At 65.0% G+C, this 16644-nt stretch carries 13 protein-coding genes; 6 read left to right on the top strand and 7 right to left on the bottom strand.

Going from position 1 to position 16644, the window contains the following annotated elements; all coding sequences use genetic code 11:
- Window positions 1-8: 8 nt before the first annotated feature.
- The 3 genes from meaB to scpA are packed head-to-tail and all read right to left on the bottom strand — an operon-like array spanning window position 9 to window position 3684.
- Window positions 9-1028: a methylmalonyl Co-A mutase-associated GTPase MeaB gene (gene meaB / locus AC07Z7_RS10665; protein ID WP_207253325.1), complete on the bottom strand. Its 1020-nt coding sequence runs from the start codon at window positions 1026-1028 to the stop codon at window positions 9-11.
- Window positions 1025-1495: a GNAT family N-acetyltransferase gene (locus AC07Z7_RS10670; RefSeq protein WP_207253326.1), complete on the bottom strand. Its 471-nt coding sequence runs from the start codon at window positions 1493-1495 to the stop codon at window positions 1025-1027. The genes meaB and AC07Z7_RS10670 overlap by 4 nt, the downstream gene beginning before the upstream one ends.
- 17 nt (window positions 1496-1512) lie before the next feature.
- On the bottom strand, window positions 1513-3684 hold the full coding sequence (gene scpA, locus AC07Z7_RS10675) for a methylmalonyl-CoA mutase (protein ID WP_207253327.1): 2172 nt from the start codon (window positions 3682-3684) through the stop codon (window positions 1513-1515).
- A 142-nt stretch (window positions 3685-3826) separates the two neighbouring features.
- On the opposite strand from scpA, the gene AC07Z7_RS10680 reads away from it, so the two are divergent.
- A complete protein-coding gene (locus AC07Z7_RS10680; RefSeq protein WP_207253328.1) occupies window positions 3827-4462 on the top strand; it encodes a GntR family transcriptional regulator in 636 nt (211 codons plus the stop codon).
- 14 nt (window positions 4463-4476) lie between these two features.
- On the opposite strand, the gene AC07Z7_RS10685 is transcribed toward AC07Z7_RS10680, so the two are convergent.
- On the bottom strand, window positions 4477-5694 hold the full coding sequence (locus AC07Z7_RS10685) for a GGDEF domain-containing protein (RefSeq protein ID WP_207253329.1): 1218 nt from the start codon (window positions 5692-5694) through the stop codon (window positions 4477-4479).
- A 292-nt stretch (window positions 5695-5986) separates the two neighbouring features.
- Here AC07Z7_RS10685 and AC07Z7_RS10690 point away from each other — a divergent pair, with 292 nt between their 5' ends.
- Window positions 5987-7843 (top strand): AMP-dependent synthetase/ligase, encoded by a 1857-nt coding sequence (locus AC07Z7_RS10690; protein WP_494766229.1) that lies wholly within the window; start codon window positions 5987-5989, stop codon window positions 7841-7843.
- Window positions 7844-7954: 111 nt separating this feature from the next.
- On the opposite strand, the gene AC07Z7_RS10695 is transcribed toward AC07Z7_RS10690, so the two are convergent.
- A complete protein-coding gene (locus tag AC07Z7_RS10695; protein ID WP_207253370.1) occupies window positions 7955-9070 on the bottom strand; it encodes a saccharopine dehydrogenase NADP-binding domain-containing protein in 1116 nt (371 codons plus the stop codon).
- Between the two features lie 138 nt (window positions 9071-9208).
- Between AC07Z7_RS10695 and AC07Z7_RS10700 the strand changes: the two genes are divergently transcribed.
- Window positions 9209-9694, top strand: a complete 486-nt coding sequence (locus tag AC07Z7_RS10700; RefSeq protein WP_494766230.1) for an Lrp/AsnC family transcriptional regulator — start codon at window positions 9209-9211, stop codon at window positions 9692-9694.
- Between the two features lie 221 nt (window positions 9695-9915).
- On the opposite strand, the gene AC07Z7_RS10705 is transcribed toward AC07Z7_RS10700, so the two are convergent.
- Window positions 9916-10503: a lysophospholipid acyltransferase family protein gene (locus tag AC07Z7_RS10705; protein ID WP_207253331.1), complete on the bottom strand. Its 588-nt coding sequence runs from the start codon at window positions 10501-10503 to the stop codon at window positions 9916-9918.
- A gap of 356 nt (window positions 10504-10859) precedes the next feature.
- Here AC07Z7_RS10705 and dusA point away from each other — a divergent pair, with 356 nt between their 5' ends.
- Together dusA and AC07Z7_RS10715 are read left to right on the top strand one after the other, a co-directional pair.
- Window positions 10860-11894 carry a tRNA dihydrouridine(20/20a) synthase DusA gene (dusA, locus tag AC07Z7_RS10710; RefSeq protein WP_494766231.1) on the top strand — a complete coding sequence of 345 codons (1035 nt, stop codon included), beginning with the start codon at window positions 10860-10862 and terminating at the stop codon, window positions 11892-11894.
- Window positions 11891-12460 carry a GNAT family N-acetyltransferase gene (locus tag AC07Z7_RS10715; protein WP_207253333.1) on the top strand — a complete coding sequence of 190 codons (570 nt, stop codon included), beginning with the start codon at window positions 11891-11893 and terminating at the stop codon, window positions 12458-12460. Before dusA ends, AC07Z7_RS10715 begins: the two co-directional genes overlap by 4 nt.
- A gap of 55 nt (window positions 12461-12515) precedes the next feature.
- On the opposite strand, the gene AC07Z7_RS10720 is transcribed toward AC07Z7_RS10715, so the two are convergent.
- Complete coding sequence (locus AC07Z7_RS10720; RefSeq protein ID WP_494766232.1) at window positions 12516-15341, bottom strand: bifunctional diguanylate cyclase/phosphodiesterase; 2826 nt, start codon at window positions 15339-15341, stop codon at window positions 12516-12518.
- A gap of 179 nt (window positions 15342-15520) precedes the next feature.
- Here AC07Z7_RS10720 and AC07Z7_RS10725 point away from each other — a divergent pair, with 179 nt between their 5' ends.
- A complete protein-coding gene (locus tag AC07Z7_RS10725; protein ID WP_207253335.1) occupies window positions 15521-16606 on the top strand; it encodes a RelA/SpoT domain-containing protein in 1086 nt (361 codons plus the stop codon).
- Window positions 16607-16644 lie beyond the last annotated feature (38 nt).

A 16644-nucleotide genomic window follows, 5' to 3' on the forward strand; every position in this document is an offset into this window, starting at 1 on the left:
TCTACTATTTATTTGATAGCTGCTTGCGCTTGATGGGTGTGCGCCAGCAGCAGATTTCTTGCTGCAGTCGATGCCGCAATACGTCCTGCGGCCACATCGGCCTGCATCTGGGGCAGCAGCTCACGCACCTGCGGGTGCTGGCGAAATGCGAGCTTGAGGCCCGCGTCGATGCGCTCCCACATCCAGGACAGCGCCTGCTTCTCGCGCCGCGTGGCCAAGCGGCCGTTGGCGGATTGCAGCTGGCGGAACTGCGTGACGGCGGCCCAGAAGCTGTCTACGCCCTGGCCCAGCAGCGCGCTGATCTGCACGACCTTGGGGTGCCACAGCGTTTCGTCGTGGTGTGCGTTTTCCGGATTGCCGTGTTGGCTGAGCAGGCGCAGGCTCGACGTGATCTGCGCCTCGGCGCGCGTGGCGGCGTTCTTGTCGATGTCGGCCTTGTTGATGACCACCAGGTCGGCAATCTCCATCACGCCCTTCTTGATGGCCTGCAGGTCGTCGCCTGCGTTGGGCAACTGCATCAACACGAACATATCCGTCATACCAGCTACCGCAATCTCGCTCTGGCCCACGCCCACGGTCTCGACGATGACCACGTCGTAACCCGCCGCCTCGCAGACCAGCATGGCTTCGCGGGTCTTCTCTGCGACTCCGCCCAGGGTGCCGCTCGACGGGCTGGGGCGGATGTAGGCTTTTTCGCGCACCGACAGGTGTTCCATGCGCGTCTTGTCGCCCAGGATGGAGCCGCCCGATACGGTGCTGGACGGGTCGATGGTGAGCACGGCCACGCGGTGGCCTTGGGCGATCAGGTACAGGCCCAAGGCTTCGATGAAGGTGGATTTGCCTACGCCGGGTACACCGCTGATGCCGAGGCGGAAGGCCTTGCCGGTGTGCGGGAGCAGCTGGGTCAGCAGCTCGTCGGCCTGGGCGCGATGGTCCACCCGCGTCGATTCGAGCAGTGTGATGGCTTTGGACATGGCACGGCGTTGAAGGGGGCCGGGTTGGCCCACCACTCCTTGGTAGAGATTCATGGCGCAACCTCCGCCGTGCGTGCATCGAACTCCGGGCTCCAACGGTACTCCAGATCGAACTCCTGCTCTTCCACCAGCCAGAAGCCATGGCGCAGGTAAAAGCGGTTGGCGTCGCTGCCGCGCAGCGCACCCAGCGTGATGTCCTGGCCCGCAGCCCGACCCTGTGCCTTGACCCATTCCAGCGCCCAGGCCCCCACACCGTGCCCCTGAGAAGCCGGGTGGATGTAGAGGTGATGCAGGCGCAGGCTGTCTGATCCTGTGTGCGGAATGAGCGTGAGGTAGCCCACACGCTCGCCGTTGAGGAGGATGTGCCGCATGCACGCAGGCTCGAACGCGCTGCGCAGGCGCTCTCGCACGCGCACCGGGTCAAAACGGCCCAGACGCTCCAGGCTTTCGCGCAAGGCCTCGGCGCGCAGGTCGGCCATGGACTCGAAGTCCTCGGCGGCGACGCTGCCCAAGCTCAACATGGACGGCTCCACCCAACTCACGCAGCCACAGCCTTGCGAATCTGCTCCAGCACATCCTTCGCGCTGGCCGGAATCGGTGTACCGGGGCCGTACACGCCCTTCACGCCGGATTCGTACAGGAAGTCATAGTCCTGGGCCGGGATCACCCCGCCCACAAACACGATGATGTCGTCCGCACCCTGGTCCTTGAGCGACTGGATGATGGCGGGCACCAGCGTCTTGTGGCCCGCAGCCAGCGTGCTCACGCCCACGGCGTGCACGTCGTTTTCAATCGCCTGGCGGGCGCATTCCTCGGGGGTCTGGAACAGCGGGCCCATGTCCACGTCAAAGCCCAGGTCGGCAAAGGCGGTGGCCACCACCTTGGCGCCGCGGTCGTGGCCGTCCTGGCCCAGCTTGGCGATCATCACGCGCGGGCGGCGGCCTTGTTCTTCGGCAAAGGCGTTGATTTCGGTCTTGAGTTTGTCCCAGCCTTCGGCCGAGTCATAGGCAGCTGCGTACACACCGGTCACCTTTTGCGTATCGGCGCGGTGGCGCCCAAAAACCTTCTCCAGCGCATCCGACACCTCCCCCACCGTGGCGCGCAGGCGCACGGCTTTGATCGACAGGTCCAGCAGGTTGCCTTCGCCGCTTTCTGCTGCAGAAGTGAGAGCATCCAAGGCTTGCTGGACGAGCGCAGAGTCGCGTTTTGACCGAATATTTTTGAGGCGTTCGATCTGACCGTCGCGCACCTTCACGTTGTCGATCTGCAGGATATCGACCGGGTCTTCCTTCGCCAGCTTGTACTTGTTGACGCCCACGATCACGTCCTTTCCGCTGTCGATGCGCGCCTGCTTCTCGGCGGCGGCAGCTTCGATCTTGAGCTTGGCCCAGCCGCTGTCCACGGCCTGGGTCATGCCGCCCATGGCCTCGACCTCTTCGATGATCTTCCAGGCCGCGTCGGCCATGTCCTGGGTCAGCTTTTCCATCATGTAGCTGCCGGCCCAGGGGTCGATCACGTTGGTGATGTGGGTCTCTTCCTGGATGATGAGCTGCGTGTTGCGCGCAATGCGGGCGCTGAACTCGGTGGGCAGCGCAATGGCTTCGTCAAAGCTGTTGGTGTGCAGGCTCTGCGTGCCACCAAACACTGCGGCCATGGCTTCGATGGTGGTGCGCACCACGTTGTTGTAGGGGTCCTGTTCGGTCAGGCTCCAGCCCGACGTCTGGCAGTGCGTGCGCAGCATCAGGCTCTTGGGGTTCTTGGCGCCCGTGGCCTTCATGATGCGGCACCACAGCAGGCGCGCGGCGCGCATCTTGGCGACTTCGAGGTAAAAGTTCATGCCAATCGCCCAGAAGAAGCTCAGGCGCCCGGCGAACTCGTCCACGTCCATGCCCTTGGCGATGGCGGTCTTCACATATTCCTTGCCGTCGGCCAAAGTGAAGGCCAGTTCCAGCGCCTGGTTGGCCCCGGCTTCCTGCATGTGGTAGCCGCTGATGGAGATCGAGTTGAACTTCGGCATGTTCTTGGCCGTGTACTCGATGATGTCGCCAATGATCTTCATCGACGGCTTGGGCGGGTAGATGTAGGTGTTGCGCACCATGAACTCTTTCAGAATGTCGTTCTGAATGGTTCCGGAAAGCTTGTCTTGCGAGACGCCCTGCTCTTCTGCCGCCACCACGTAGCCCGCCAGCACGGGTAGCACCGCACCGTTCATGGTCATCGATACGCTGACCTTGTCGAGCGGGATCTGGTCGAACAGGATCTTCATGTCTTCGACCGAATCAATCGCCACCCCGGCCTTGCCCACATCGCCCGTCACGCGGGGGTGGTCACTGTCGTAGCCCCGGTGGGTTGCCAGGTCAAACGCCACCGACACGCCCTGCCCGCCTGCGGCCAGCGCCTTCCGGTAGAACGCATTGGATTCTTCAGCGGTCGAAAAGCCTGCGTACTGGCGAATCGTCCAGGGCCGCACGGCATACATGGTGGCCTGCGGGCCGCGTAGGTAGGGCTCAAAACCCGGCAGCGTGTTGGCATACGGCAGACTGGCGGTGTCTTCGGCGGTGTACAGCGGCTTGACGGTGATGCCATCGGGCGTGACCCAGTTGAGGGCGCTGACATCGCCCCCCGGTGCCGACTTGGCTGCGGCCTTGGCCCAGGCTTCCAGCGAAGACGCGGCGAACTCTGGGGCGTTGTTGGTGGGTTTGTCACTCATGGCGAAAGCTACTCCGAAGATGGCATGGGGGCGTCCAACACGGCGCACAGGCGGTGACCGCACAGGTGCTGTGGTGTGGCGGCGAGTTTACATCATTCATAATTATTGATTCAAAATATTCTTCGCAGCTTACAATCCGCCCATGTCTGCCCTTACCCTCACGCCCCGCGCCCTGTACGAAGAAGTCGCCGAGCAGCTGCGCCAGCGCATCTTCCGCCGCGAGCTGGAGCCCGGCAGCTGGATCGACGAGCTCAAGATTGCGGAGGAATTCGGCATCAGCCGCACACCGCTGCGCGAGGCGCTGAAGGTGCTGGCCGCAGAAGGCCTGGTCACGATGAAGGTGCGCCGTGGCGCCTATGTGACGGAGATGAGCGAAAAAGACCTGCGCGACGTGTACCACCTGCTGAGCCTGCTGGAGAGCGATGCGGCCGGTGTGGTGGCCGAACAGGCCACCGAGGCGCAGCTGAAAACGCTGCAGGACCTGCACGCCGAGCTGGAAGCCGCCGTGGCAGACCGCGAAAAGTTCTTTGCCATCAACGAGCGCTTTCACATGCACCTGCTGGAGATGGCCGACAACCGCTGGCGCAGCCAGATGGTGGCCGACCTGCGCAAGGTGATGAAGCTCAACCGCCACAACTCGCTGTTCAAGCAAGGGCGTATTGAAGATTCGCTGGGCGAACACCGCGCCATCCTGGCCGCCATGGTGGCGCGCGACGCCAAGGCCACGGTCAAGGCCATGCAGGCGCACTTTGCGCAGGGGCTGGAAGCAGCGACCTGATTCTCAGCACCGGATCAGGCCGGTAGCCCGACGCCAGATCCCGTGGAACTCGGCTCCATCGCCCTCTCAGGAGCGATCTCAACCCGGTTGCGCCCGGTCGCCTTGGCCACATAAAGCGCCTCATCTGCGCGGCGCAGCAAGCTATCGAAGTGGGTGTCGTCGGCACGAAGCACTGCCAGGCCGATCGACACCGTCAATGGCAGCACCAGGTCACCCGCCGTGAACGGTGCCTGGGCGACGGCCTGGCGCAACCGCTCGCCAGCGGCCGGGGCGTCGTGCAGCTGCAGGTTGTCGAACAGCACCACAAACTCTTCACCACCTTGGCGAGCCGGTAGCTCAGCCCCTCGGCAGGCCGACTGCAGCCGCCCCGCCACATGCTTGAGGGCCACATCGCCCATCTCGTGGCCGTGCTCGTCGTTGATGCGCTTGAAGTGGTCAATGTCCACAATCGCCAGTCCAAAACCACCAGACGCCACGCTGGTGCGGGCTTGCTCAAAACGCTTCAGCCCCATCTCCACCAGCGTGCGGCGGTTGGGCAAGCCGGTCAGGTAGTCGGTGGAGGCGGCACGCTCCCACTGGCGGCGAATGCGCTCCGAGCACATCAGCAAGAACGCGGTGGTGCCGATCACGGGCAAGGTGGCGGCCACTATGGGGGTGGCAATGTTCATCCAGGCGCCCGCCCCCAGCACGCTGAAGGCCGGGTTCACCCCGATCACCACAAAGTAGCCCGCGCGGAACAGCACAAACAAGGCGACGGCCGTGAACAGGCCCGCCATCACGCGCCGACTGCGGGCATCGTCACGGCGCTCCTGCGAGACCAGCACCACAATGCAGGCCACCATCAGCACCGACCAGACCACCGACACCGTCAGGATGCGCCCCCCGACATCGGCCGTACCCAAAGTCAGCCAGAAAACGGCCACCGTGCCCAGCGCCGCAGGCACCATGACCCACAGCTGGTCTTTGAGTCCGTAGAACTGCCGCAAAGCACGCAGATAACCGGTAAACCCGAACATCACCAGCGCATTGGCCAGGGCCAACGTGTAGGCAGGCGGGTTGAGACCTTGCGCAGCAAACAGGATGGAGCCCCCGGCAAACAGCAGCGTGGCAACGCGCCAGCTGGCCGCTGCGGGGCGCATGGGCAAAGGCAGGTCCTTGTGCATCAGGCCAAGTACCCCACCGTTTGCCAGCATCATGAGTGTGGCAATGAAAAAGATGGTGACGGGGTCCATGGGTGTTGCAGGTGCGGCGTTCGCGTGGCTGTGGAATGGCGCCTATTGTGCCCATGGCGCCTGCAGCCTTCGGCGCGCCATATGGCAGCCCCCCAAGTGCCCACCCCGGTATTCCATCTTTAGGAATGCACCATTTCTCACAAAGCAGGCCACCGGATGGGCGCCCCAGGCACCGGCGCTGGCTATGATCCCCGGGTTTGCCCTGATCCGGGCCAAACGCTCCCGGCAACGCGCTCCAGAACGAGCGCGCGCCCGACTGAAAGCCCCGCTGCGGGCCCCTTTCGCCAGCCAGATGACCTCCGCCACGACCCCCACCCGAATTTCCGACGTTCAGACACTGCCCCAACTGCTGGCTTTCCGGGTGGGTCAGACGCCCCAGGCCGAGGCCTTCCGCGCCTACGACACAGCCAGCCAGTCCTGGCAAAGCCTGAACTGGGCGCAGGCTGCTGATCGCATCGCCACCTGGACCCAGGCCCTGGCCGCGCTTCAACTGCCCCCGGCCGCCCGCGTGGCCATCCTGCTGCCCAACGGCCTGCACGCCATGTGCGCCGACCAGGCCACACTGGCCACGGGCTGCGTGCCGGTGCCCCTGCACGCCATCGACAACCCCGGCAGCATTGCCTACATCCTGGCGGACTGCGAGGCCTCGATGCTCATCGTGGGCCAGGCCGAGCAGTGGGAAAAGATCCGCGCCGTGGGCACGCCGTTCCCGGCCCTGCGGGCGGTGGTGATCACCGACGACGACACTTCAACCTTCTCTCCCACCGCCGCTTCGGCCGATGGCCCTGCCGTGGGCTCGCTGGCGCAGTGGCTGGCGGGGGCCGGGGCAGCAGCGGCCCCCACACCTCCGGGGGCAGACGACCTGGCGGCCATCGTCTACACCTCGGGCACCACGGGCAAGCCCAAGGGCGTGATGCTCACGCACCGCAACGTGGTCAGCGATGTGAAGGCGGTGCTCGACCGCATCGCCCCCACAGTGGACGACGTGTTCCTGTCGTTCCTGCCGCTGTCGCACACGTTCGAGCGCACGGGGGGTTACTACCTGCCGATTGCGGCGGGCAGCTGCGTGGCCTATGCGCGCTCGGTGGCGCAACTGGCCGAGGACCTCAAGACCGTGCGTCCCACCGTGCTGGTGTCTGTGCCCCGCATTTACGAGCGCATCCACGCCAAGCTGCTCGAAAAACTCTCCCCCACGCCCTGGAAGATGCAGCTGTATGAAGCCGCGCAGAACAAAGGCTGGGCCCGCTTCTGTGCCGTGCAAGGCCTGCCCGCCCCGGTAGCCAGCGAAGGCCAGGCCGCAGGCTGGATGGCCGCCCTGCCCTGGCCCCTTCTGCAGGCGCTGGTCGCCAAGCCGCTGCTGGCCCAGTTTGGCGGCCGTGTGCGGGTGGCGGTGAGCGGCGGCGCGCCGCTGTCGCCCACCATTGCCAAGTGCTTTTTGGGCCTGGGCCTGCCGCTGGTGCAGGGCTACGGCATGACCGAGACTGCGCCTGTGGTGTCGGTGAACTCGCTGGACGACAACGATCCTGCCTGCGTGGGCAAGGCCCTGCCCGGTGTAGAGGTGCGCATCGGCGAAAACCGCGAACTGCAGGTGCGCGGCCCCATCGTGATGAAGGGCTACTGGAAGCGCCCGGAAGACACCGCGCGCATCCTGAGCCCCGACGGCTGGCTGGGCACGGGCGATCAGGCAGAGATTGTGAACGGCCGCATCTACATCAAGGGCCGCATCAAGGAGATCATCGTCACCTCCACCGGCGAAAAGGTGCCGCCGGGCGACCTGGAACTGGCCATGCTGGCCGACCCGCTGCTGGAGCAGACCTTTGTGGTGGGCGAGAACCGCCCCTTCATCGCCTGTGTGGCCGTGCTGAACGCGGGCGAGTGGCAGCGTCTGGCGGCCGACCTGGGCCTGCCCGCGCAAGACGCGGCAAGCCTGAACCACCCGAGCGTGCACCGCGCAGTGCTGGCGCGCATTGAAAAGAACACCGCCAGCTTTGCCCGCTATGCCGTGCCCCGCGCCGTGCACTGCACCCTGGAGCCGTGGACCATCGAGAACACCTTCATGACCCCCACGCTCAAGCTCAAGCGCAACAACCTGATGGCGCACTTTGCCGAAGCGATAGAGGGGATGTACCAGAAGCCGGGCGGGCGCTGAGCGTCTGGCAGCACCGCACCAGGCCAGCAGCACTCCTGCAGCGGTTTTGAGACGAAAAATGCCCCATGACCGTAGGAATTGCAGTTTTTGAATTCATACGGCCAATAGGCTTCATGCGATTTTTTCCAGCGCTTGCGCCCCCTCCCCCGCATACGCCACCCCAAACCGGTTCGCCAGAAAATCCCCCAGCCGCACCGCCTCCTGCCCCACAAAGCCCCGCTGCGGCAGCCGCCCCTGGGCCACCAGGTCGAGCGCCGTGCAGATGCCCGCTGCCGTGGTGAGCTGGATGGCGCTGAGCCGGTGCCCCGCCAGTTCGGTGCCGACGATGCGGGCCGAGTAGGACTCCTGCACCAGCCGCCCGCCGCGTTGGCCCGCTGCGGTGGCAAAAATCACGATCACATCCTGGTCGGTGGTGGGAATGGCGCTCTCCAGGATGTCCTTGAGCAAATCGCGCCGGTCGCGCAGGCGCAGGTCATTGAGCAGCAGTTTGAGGATGGCGTTGTGACCCGAGTAGCGGATGGACTGGTAGTCCACCTGCCGTGCCTTGCCCGCCAGCGTCTCGGTGAGCGTGCCCAGACCACCCGAGGTGTTGAAGGCCTCGTATTCCACGCCATCGAGCGCAAAGGTTTCCAGCCCTTCCAGCGCCGGCACGGTGGTGCGCACGCCGTCCACAATGGCTTCGCAGGGGTTGCAGTACTCGTTGATGAGGCCTTCGGTGCTCCAGGTCAGGTTGTAGCGCAGGGCGCCCTGGGGGTAGCGGGGCAGCGCGCCCACGCGCATGCGCAGGGTGTGCAGGGTGTCAAAACGGCGAGCCAGGTCGTTGCCCACGATGCCGATAAAACCCGGCGCCAGGCCGCACTGGGGCATGAGCACGCTGCGCGCGTTGGCGGCCAGGGCACGGATGGCCTGGGTGCTGGCCACGTCTTCGGTCAGGTCGAAGTAGTGCACACCTGCGCTTGCGCACAACGTGGCTACGGGCACGGCGCGGTGAAACGGCAGCGCGTTCAGCACGGCACAACGGCCGTCGATGGCGGCTTGCAAACTGGTGTCGTCGCTCACCAGGCGGGTGGCCACGCCCAGAGCAGCCACCTCGGCCAGGCGGGCGGGGTCGCGGTCGGCCACCAGGATGTCGTAGTCACCGGCCTGCTGCAACAAGAGCGCCATGGCAAAGCCAATATGGCCTGCACCCAGGATGGTGATGGCGTGGCGGGTGGAAAAAGCGGTCATGGCAGTGCTCCTGATGTGTGCTGGCGGCCGGGCCGCAGCGGCGGTGAAAGATGCCTTGATGCTAGGCAAGGGTACTGTCAATGTGTAGCCACTAGATTGTCGAAAAATCATTCCTGAAACGTCATAACGGCGAATATCATGGCCACTATGACTTTTACGCCCGCCCCCCCCACCGCCCCGCCCACGCTGGACGCTACCGACCGCCAGTTGCTGAGCCTGCTGCAGGCCAATGCGCGCGAAGGCACGGCGCAGCTCGCACGCCAGCGGGGGCGGGCGCGCACCACCGTGGTGGCGCGCATTGCGCGGCTGGAGCGTTCGGGCGTGGTGGCGGGCTATGGCGTGCGGCTGGGGGCACGGCTCGATGCCACCACGGTGCGGGCCTGGTGCAGCATCAGTGTGCTGCCCAAGGCAGCGCCCGCCGTGCTGCGCGCGCTGGAGGCCATGGCCGAGGTCGAGGAGGTGTCGGCTGTGAGTGGGCCGTTTGACTACCTGGTGTTTTTGCGCTGCACGAGCCACGAGCAGCTCGACACCCTGCTCGACCGCGTAGGCCAGCTCGACGGCGTGCACCAGACGCAGACCAGCATCGTGCTCAGCCGCAAGATCGACCGGCGAAGTATTGGGTGACATCCCCCTGAGCGGCTGCGCCGCTTCCCCCTTCTCTCGATTCACTGCGCGAATCGGGAAGGGGGACGATGCCCTCGCTGCGGGGCGGCCCTTGCTAGGCATCCCTGGCCTGGGCCGCGCCAGTCACCACCAGCGCGCCCGCAAGGCACTCGATAGCTATCTTTTTCGGAGCCGCCAGCGCTTACCCATCAATCTCTGTCGGGCAACTCACCACAAACTGATCAGGCCTCGAACTGCGTCGGGTTCTTGCCCCGGATGGGCGCATAGAACGCCTTGATGGTTGCCATGTCGCGCTCCACGTCGCCCGTGGGCTCAAACACCGGGCCCAGGCCACCGACCTTGCGGCCGTAGTCCACAAAGGCCAGCACGATGGGCACGCCCGCCTGCTGGGCGATGTAGTAAAAGCCCGTCTTCCAGTGCCGCGTCTTGCCGCGCGTGCCTTCGGGCGGCACGATGAGCTGCATGGGACCATCCGCTTCCCGCATGGCCTGGGCTGAGCTGGCCACCAGGTTGTTTGCCTGCTCCCGGTTCACCGGAATGCCACCCAGCCAGCGCATCACCCCGCCAAATGGCGCCTTGAAGAGGCTGTGTTTGCCCATCCAGTACACCCGCAGCCGCAGCGAGAACGCCAGCATCAAGGTGTACGGCAGGTCCCAGTTGCTGGTGTGAGGCGCGGCGATCAGCACGCTTTTGGCGGCATGGGCGGGCAAGGCGCCTTCGACCTTCCAGCCGGTGATGCGCAGGATCAAGCGGGAAAAAGCGCGCAGGAGCGTGTTGACAACCGGCGTGTCAAAAATGGTGTGGTGCATGGGAGGGCGGGTGACGAAACAGGGCCCGCAGGCAGGGCCCAGGCGCTGCGCCGGGCGCCGCGCAGGCATCAAAAGCGCCGCAATTGTCGCCGATGGCCCCGATGCCCCACCTTGACGCAAGGCAATGCGCCGCCGGGGCAGCGGCCACTCAAAGGAAAGAAAACTCTCATTTTGATAGCAACTTGGGCACAACAGATATGCGGTAGAGCCCGATTTGGAGCAAAACCACACGCTGGCCCTGGACGGGAGCGCAATGGGATAATTGCGGTCTTTCGACTGCAGCCTGCGGCCGTCTCGCGCACCGAACGGGCGCCCCGCTGCAGACCACTCCCTTCCCCGTCCTCCGTTTTTGCCCCGTGGAACCCACCCTGAGCCCCTGGCGCATGTCCATCGCCCCCATGATGGACTGGACCGACCGCCACTGCCGTTACTTTCACCGGCTGCTGACCCGCCAGACCCTGCTGTACACCGAGATGGTGAACGCGGGCGGCATCCTGTATGGCGGTACCGAGCGCCACCTGCGCTTCAATGCCGAAGAGCACCCCGTGGCACTGCAGCTGGGCGGCAACGAGCCCGACAAGCTGGCCCAGGCCGCGCGGCTGGGCGAGCAATGGGGCTACGACGAAATCAACCTCAACTGCGGCTGTCCCAGCGACCGGGTGCAGCGCGGCGCCTTTGGCGCGAGCCTGATGAAGGCGCCCCAACTGGTGGCCGACTGCGTCAAGGCCATGAATGACGTGGTCAGCGTGCCCGTGACCGTGAAGCACCGCATCGGCATCGACAAGGTGGAGGACTATGGTTTCGTGCGCGACTTCATCGGCACCGTGGCCGAAGCGGGCTGCACCGTGTTCATCGTGCATGCGCGCAACGCCTGGCTGCAAGGTCTGAGCCCCAAGGAAAACCGCGACATACCGCCCCTGCGCTACGAGGTGGTGCACCGCCTCAAGGCCGAGTTTCCGCAGTTCACCATTGCCATCAACGGCGGCATCCAGACCGATGACGTCGTGCTGCAGCAGCTCGACCACCTGGACGGCGTGATGATCGGCCGCGAGGCGTATCACAACCCCTGGTGGCTGGCCCGCTGGGACCAGCTTTACTACGGCGGCGCCCCCTGCCCCCTGACGCGCGAAGAGGTGGAGGTGGCCATGGTTGAGTACATGGAACGCGAGGCAGCGCAACACGGCACCCCCTGGCCCCACATCGCCCGCCACATGCTGGGCCTGCGCCACAGCCTGCCCGGCGCCCGCATCTGGCGCCAGGTGTGGAGCAACCATTTGCTCAAGGACCGGCCCGCGCGCGAGGTGCATGCGCTGGCGATGGACACCTATGGCACCTTCGCCTATGGGCAATCGGCCGAAGCAGAAACGGCAAGTTCAGCGAGACAAGAATGAAGCGGCGTGCCCGTCTCACCGGCAACGAAAAAACAGTGAAGGCGGACCCAGTTCTCGGCCGAACGATTCTGCGCGCTCCCCTGCCGTCGGATGAAGCCATTTTTACAACCTTGGCTCAGCGGAGCCGCAGACTGCATGCCCCCTGGACTTTGGCGCCGTCAACCCCTGAAGCATTTGCAGCCTACCTGGAACAAATGGAGTCACCTGCAAACCGTTGCTTCTTGGTCTGCCTGAAAGACTCGGCCCACGGTGATGAACAAATTGCGGGCGCCTTTCACATCTCCCAGATCGCAATGGGCAATTTCTGTAGCGCCTACCTGGGCTACTACGTTTTTGCGGGGTACGAACGCCGTGGGGTAATGCGCGCGGGACTACAACAACTGATCCGCCACGCATTTGGCGCTATGAAACTGCACCGTTTGGAGGCCAACATCCAAGTTGGAAATACAGCGTCCATCGCCCTGGTAAAGGCCTGTGGGTTCAATCAGGAAGGCTTCTCGCCCCGCTATCTCAAAATCAACGGTCGCTGGCGTGACCATGAGCGCTGGGCCTTGGTCGCCCGGTGATTAGCCCGCCCGCAACCTGACGCTTCTGGCTCGGCTGTTTCTTTGTCGGCGTGCGCTACACCTGCCGAGCCAGCCACACCGCCAGTGGCTCGGGCCGACCGAACAGGTAGCCCTGCAGGCATTCGCACTGGTTCTGCAGCAGAAAATCGGCCTGGGCGCGGGTTTCAACACCCTCGGCCACCACGCGCAGATTCAGATGGCTGGCCACCGAAAGGATGGACTGCACGATGGCGGTGTCGCTCGGGTCGTCGGGCGTGTCCTGCACAAAACTCTTGTCGATCTTGAGTTCAAACAGCGGCAGGCGCTTGAGGTAGGCCAGGCTCGAATAGCCCGTGCCAAAGTCGTCGATGGAAAAGCGCACGCCCAGGCCCACGATTTCGGTCATGCGGGCAATCGTGTCGTCCAGGTCTTCGATGAGCAGGCTTTCCGTCACCTCCAGGATCAGGTTGCCGGGGTGGGCTCCGGTGTGGGCCAGCACATGGCGCACGCGCTCGACAAAATCATCCTGGCGAAACTGCCGCTGGCTCACGTTGACCGACAGCGACAGCTCCCGCCCCGCCGCCTGCAGGTGCGCCAGGGTTTCGCAGGCCTGTTGGATCATCCAGTCGCCCATGCGCAGGATCAGGCCCGAGGCCTCGGCAATGGGGATGAAGCGGCTGGGCGGTACGTTGCCGCGCACAGGGTGGGTCCAGCGCATCAGCAGCTCGCCGCCCACTACGGCGCCTGTGGCGTCCACCTGGCTTTGCACAAAGGCAGCCAGCTGCCCTTCGGCCTGGGCCTTTTTCAGGTCCTGCTCCAGCGCCAGGCGCTCCTGCACGTCGGCCTGCATGGCGGCTTCGTAGAAGCGGATGCGGTTGCGGCCCAGGTCCTTGGCGCGGTACATGGCGGTGTCGGCCTCGCGCAGCAGGTCTTCCACGCCCTCGCCACGCTTGGGGAACAGCGTGATGCCAATGCTGCCCGTGGTGCTGTAGAGGTGGGTGGCAATGGTGTACGGCGCCTCCAGCACCGCGCGGATCTCCTCGGCCACCAGCAGGGCCGCGCGCCCGGCCGATTCCATGTCGGAGGCCACGTTGTGCACCAGCACCACGAACTCGTCGCCGCCCAGCCGGGCCACGGTGTCGCCCGGGCGCAGCTGCTGTGTGAGGCGCTGGGCCACCTGCATCAGCAGCGCATCGCCCACGGTGTGCCCGCGCGCGTCGTTGATCTGCTTGAAGTTGTCGAGGTCGATATAGAGCACCGCCCCCACCTGGGCGGCATTGAGGGCGCTGTGCAGGGCGTGTTCCATGCGGTCGAGCAGCATGCGCCGGTTGGGCAGGCCGGTGAGGCCGTCGAAGTACGCCAGCTGGTGCGAGCGCGCCTCGGCCTGCTTGCGCTCGGTGATGTCGCGCGACAAGGCGATGAACCGGGCTTCGTCGCCGGGCATGGCGGCGTCCTTGCGGGCGATGGACAGCTCAAACCAGTGGGTGGTGCCCCCCAGCTCCAGCCGGTACTGATGGCCCGCCGAGTACCCCGTGTGGTGCGCGGCCTCCAGCGCAGCATGGCAGCCCGCCGCAGCTTCGGGCGGAACCACTTCGCTCATCAAACGCCCCAGAAACATTTCGGGTGGCATGGCCAGCAGGTCTGACCGCGCCGAACGGTAGTGGTGGATCCGGCCGTCGAGGCCCAGTTCGAACAGCAGGTCGGGGATGGCGTTGAGCGTGCTCTCCAGGTCGTCGCGCGTGGCGCGCAGCTCGGCGGTCATGCCATGCGCCAGCGCCACGGCGCGCTCGCGCCCGGTGGCCAACAGCCAGGTCAACCAGGACAGAAGCAGGCCCAGGGTCACGCCCACCGCTGCGATCATGTAGTGGCTTTCCTCCCGATGGCGCAGGAAAAAACTGGGCGTGGGCTGCATCACCAGCGTCCATGTACGCCCGCCAATTTGCAGCGTGCGCAGCGCTTGAGGCGCGGACGCAGCACCTCTGTCGCCCCCGGGGGCCACCGGTGCCTTGTCGGCCGATGTCCCGTACAGGCGCAATCCATCCGGTTTTGCCACACCGTCGTACAGAGTGATCTCGATGTCCGGGTCCAGCTCACGCGCCATTCCGGCGATGACGTCGCCCGCCCGGAACGGGGCCGAAACCCAGCCAACCAGACCGGCCCGGCGCACCAGCTGCGTGCTTGTGTCTGCCTGCGGGGCGTAGATAGGCAGGTACATCACCACCCCAGGCGGTGCTGCCGTCGTCGAGGTGTCGTTTTGCAGCAGGGTGAGCGGTGCGCTGAGCGCCAGTTCCCCGCTGTCCCTGGCCCGCTCCAGCGCCTCGCGTGCAGCTGGAATGGTCAGCGTGTCATATCCCAGCGCACGCACGTTGTCGCCCCGCAGTGGCTCGATGTGCGTGATGGGAGCGTATGCAGCGCGCACACCCGGAGGGAGGACGCTGTAGTGGGGAAACCCGCGCCGACGCATGTCGGCAATGTGCAGGTCAATTTGTGGCTCAAACAGGTGAAGTATCAAAGATACCCCCTGCAGGCCGGGCCGGGTCTCCTGCAATTGCAGGGCCTCCACGTAGGTCTTGAACTCCTCTCTGCTGATGCGCTCGGAACCCTCGAAGTACCCTTTCACGCCGCGCAGCACCACCTCATACGTGGCCATGCGGTCCTTGAGGTTGTAGGCCACCTGGTCGGCTGCGACCTCAAAATTCAGAGCGTTCTTGGCCTGGACATTGTCTTCCTCGCCCTGCCAGTAGAGATAGGAAAGACCCAGTGCCAACATACCTACCAGCGGTGGCAGGACCAGGGGCACCCAGCGCCGCCTGGTGATGGCGCTGGCGCTGGTTACAGCCTCCCGCACGCCAGCAGCGGTGGTATCGTCGTCAGCAGGGACTGGAGGGTGAGATGGAGGCATGGCAAGGTACCAAGGCGTGCACCATTATGGGCCTGCGTTCAGCGCCGCCAAGTGCTGTTTGGCAGCTGGGGCAAGCTCTGCGCCGACAGGCATTGCCCTGATTGGCCCGGTCCTGCACCAGAGCTTCGGCGCTCCTTGGTGGTTGGTTTTCAAATCGGCGCATTCTGCGCACCCCGCACATGGCATCACTTGACTTTGACCTGGAAGAATCACAGTTCCGCACCTACTACGCGCAACAGACCACGGCGCTGCAGGCCGCATGCACGGCCATCACCAGCCTGGTGGCGGCTGCGGTGGCGCAAGCGGGAGGCATCGACATCGCCAAGGTGGAAGGCCGCGTGAAGGATGCCGACGAGTGCATCCGAAAATTTGTGCGCAAGTACCGCCCGGCGCTGGAAGAAAGCAACACGCCTTATGACATCCAGAGCTACATCTCCGACCTCATCGGGGTGCGGGTGGTGTGCCTGTATGGGGACGAATTGGAGAAAGTGGCACAGATCATGCGCGCCCGTTTTGCGGTGATTGACGTCACGGACAAGGTTGCGGCCGTGGAGAGCACCGAGGCATCGTTTGGCTACAAGGGTCTGCACCTGGATCTGCGCCTGGGCGCCGCAGAGCGCGACTTGCCGGAACACGCGGCCTATGCCCACTGGGCGTTCGAGCTGCAGGTGCGCACCATCATCCAGGACTCCTGGAGCGTGCTGGACCACAAGATCAAGTACAAGAAATCCATCCCGCAGCAGCTCAAGCGGCGCATCAATGTGCTGTCGGCCTTGTTCGAGCTGGCCGACCGGGAGTTCCTGCAGATCCGCGACGCCACGGCGGCCGAGCTGTTGCAAGCCCCCGACGAGACTGCCGACACTGCGCTGGACGCCCCTGCCGACGCGCTGGCCCCCCACAAGGCGGCAGGCGGCAGCAGCGAGCTGAACGCCTTCACCTTCCTCAAGATCGCCACCCATTTCTTCAAGGACTTCGAGTTCGAACCCTCCAAGGTCGATGGGTTTGTGGACGACATCCAGGCCTGGTCGCCGCGCATGACACGCGCGCGCTTCAACACCCTGATGCGCGAGACCATCGGCGTGGTCAAGCGCTACAAACAGCACTTCGAGGAGCAGAACCCCCAGGGCAGCTTCAACCCCTACACGGTGATGCGCCACTGTCTGTACCTGAGCAACAAGACCGCCTTCCGCGCGGCGCTGCGCAATTCGGCGCGCGAGGCGTTCGAAGCCTGGCTGGTCGACAACACCGACCCCCGGCCGCATTGACCAGTTTGAGGAGGCGCCACGGGCCGGGCAGCCGGAGG

It is taken from the genome of Acidovorax sp. GW101-11A03 (assembly GCF_059424825.1).

Bases quoted from the DNA above. Each gene is read 5' to 3' on its own strand.
- meaB (WP_207253325.1), bottom strand. From the start codon at position 1,028: ATGAATCTCTACCAAGGAGTGGTGGGCCAACCCGGCCCCCTTCAACGC.
- AC07Z7_RS10670 (WP_207253326.1), bottom strand. From the start codon at position 1,495: ATGTTGAGCTTGGGCAGCGTCGCCGCCGAGGACTTCGAGTCCATGGCC.
- scpA (WP_207253327.1), bottom strand. From the start codon at position 3,684: ATGAGTGACAAACCCACCAACAACGCCCCAGAGTTCGCCGCGTCTTCG.
- AC07Z7_RS10680 (WP_207253328.1), top strand. From the start codon at position 3,827: ATGTCTGCCCTTACCCTCACGCCCCGCGCCCTGTACGAAGAAGTCGCC.
- AC07Z7_RS10685 (WP_207253329.1), bottom strand. From the start codon at position 5,694: ATGGACCCCGTCACCATCTTTTTCATTGCCACACTCATGATGCTGGCA.
- AC07Z7_RS10690 (WP_494766229.1), top strand. From the start codon at position 5,987: ATGACCTCCGCCACGACCCCCACCCGAATTTCCGACGTTCAGACACTG.
- AC07Z7_RS10695 (WP_207253370.1), bottom strand. From the start codon at position 9,070: ATGACCGCTTTTTCCACCCGCCACGCCATCACCATCCTGGGTGCAGGC.
- AC07Z7_RS10700 (WP_494766230.1), top strand. From the start codon at position 9,209: ATGGCCACTATGACTTTTACGCCCGCCCCCCCCACCGCCCCGCCCACG.
- AC07Z7_RS10705 (WP_207253331.1), bottom strand. From the start codon at position 10,503: ATGCACCACACCATTTTTGACACGCCGGTTGTCAACACGCTCCTGCGC.
- AC07Z7_RS10715 (WP_207253333.1), top strand. From the start codon at position 11,891: ATGAAGCGGCGTGCCCGTCTCACCGGCAACGAAAAAACAGTGAAGGCG.
- AC07Z7_RS10720 (WP_494766232.1), bottom strand. From the start codon at position 15,341: ATGCCTCCATCTCACCCTCCAGTCCCTGCTGACGACGATACCACCGCT.
- AC07Z7_RS10725 (WP_207253335.1), top strand. From the start codon at position 15,521: ATGGCATCACTTGACTTTGACCTGGAAGAATCACAGTTCCGCACCTAC.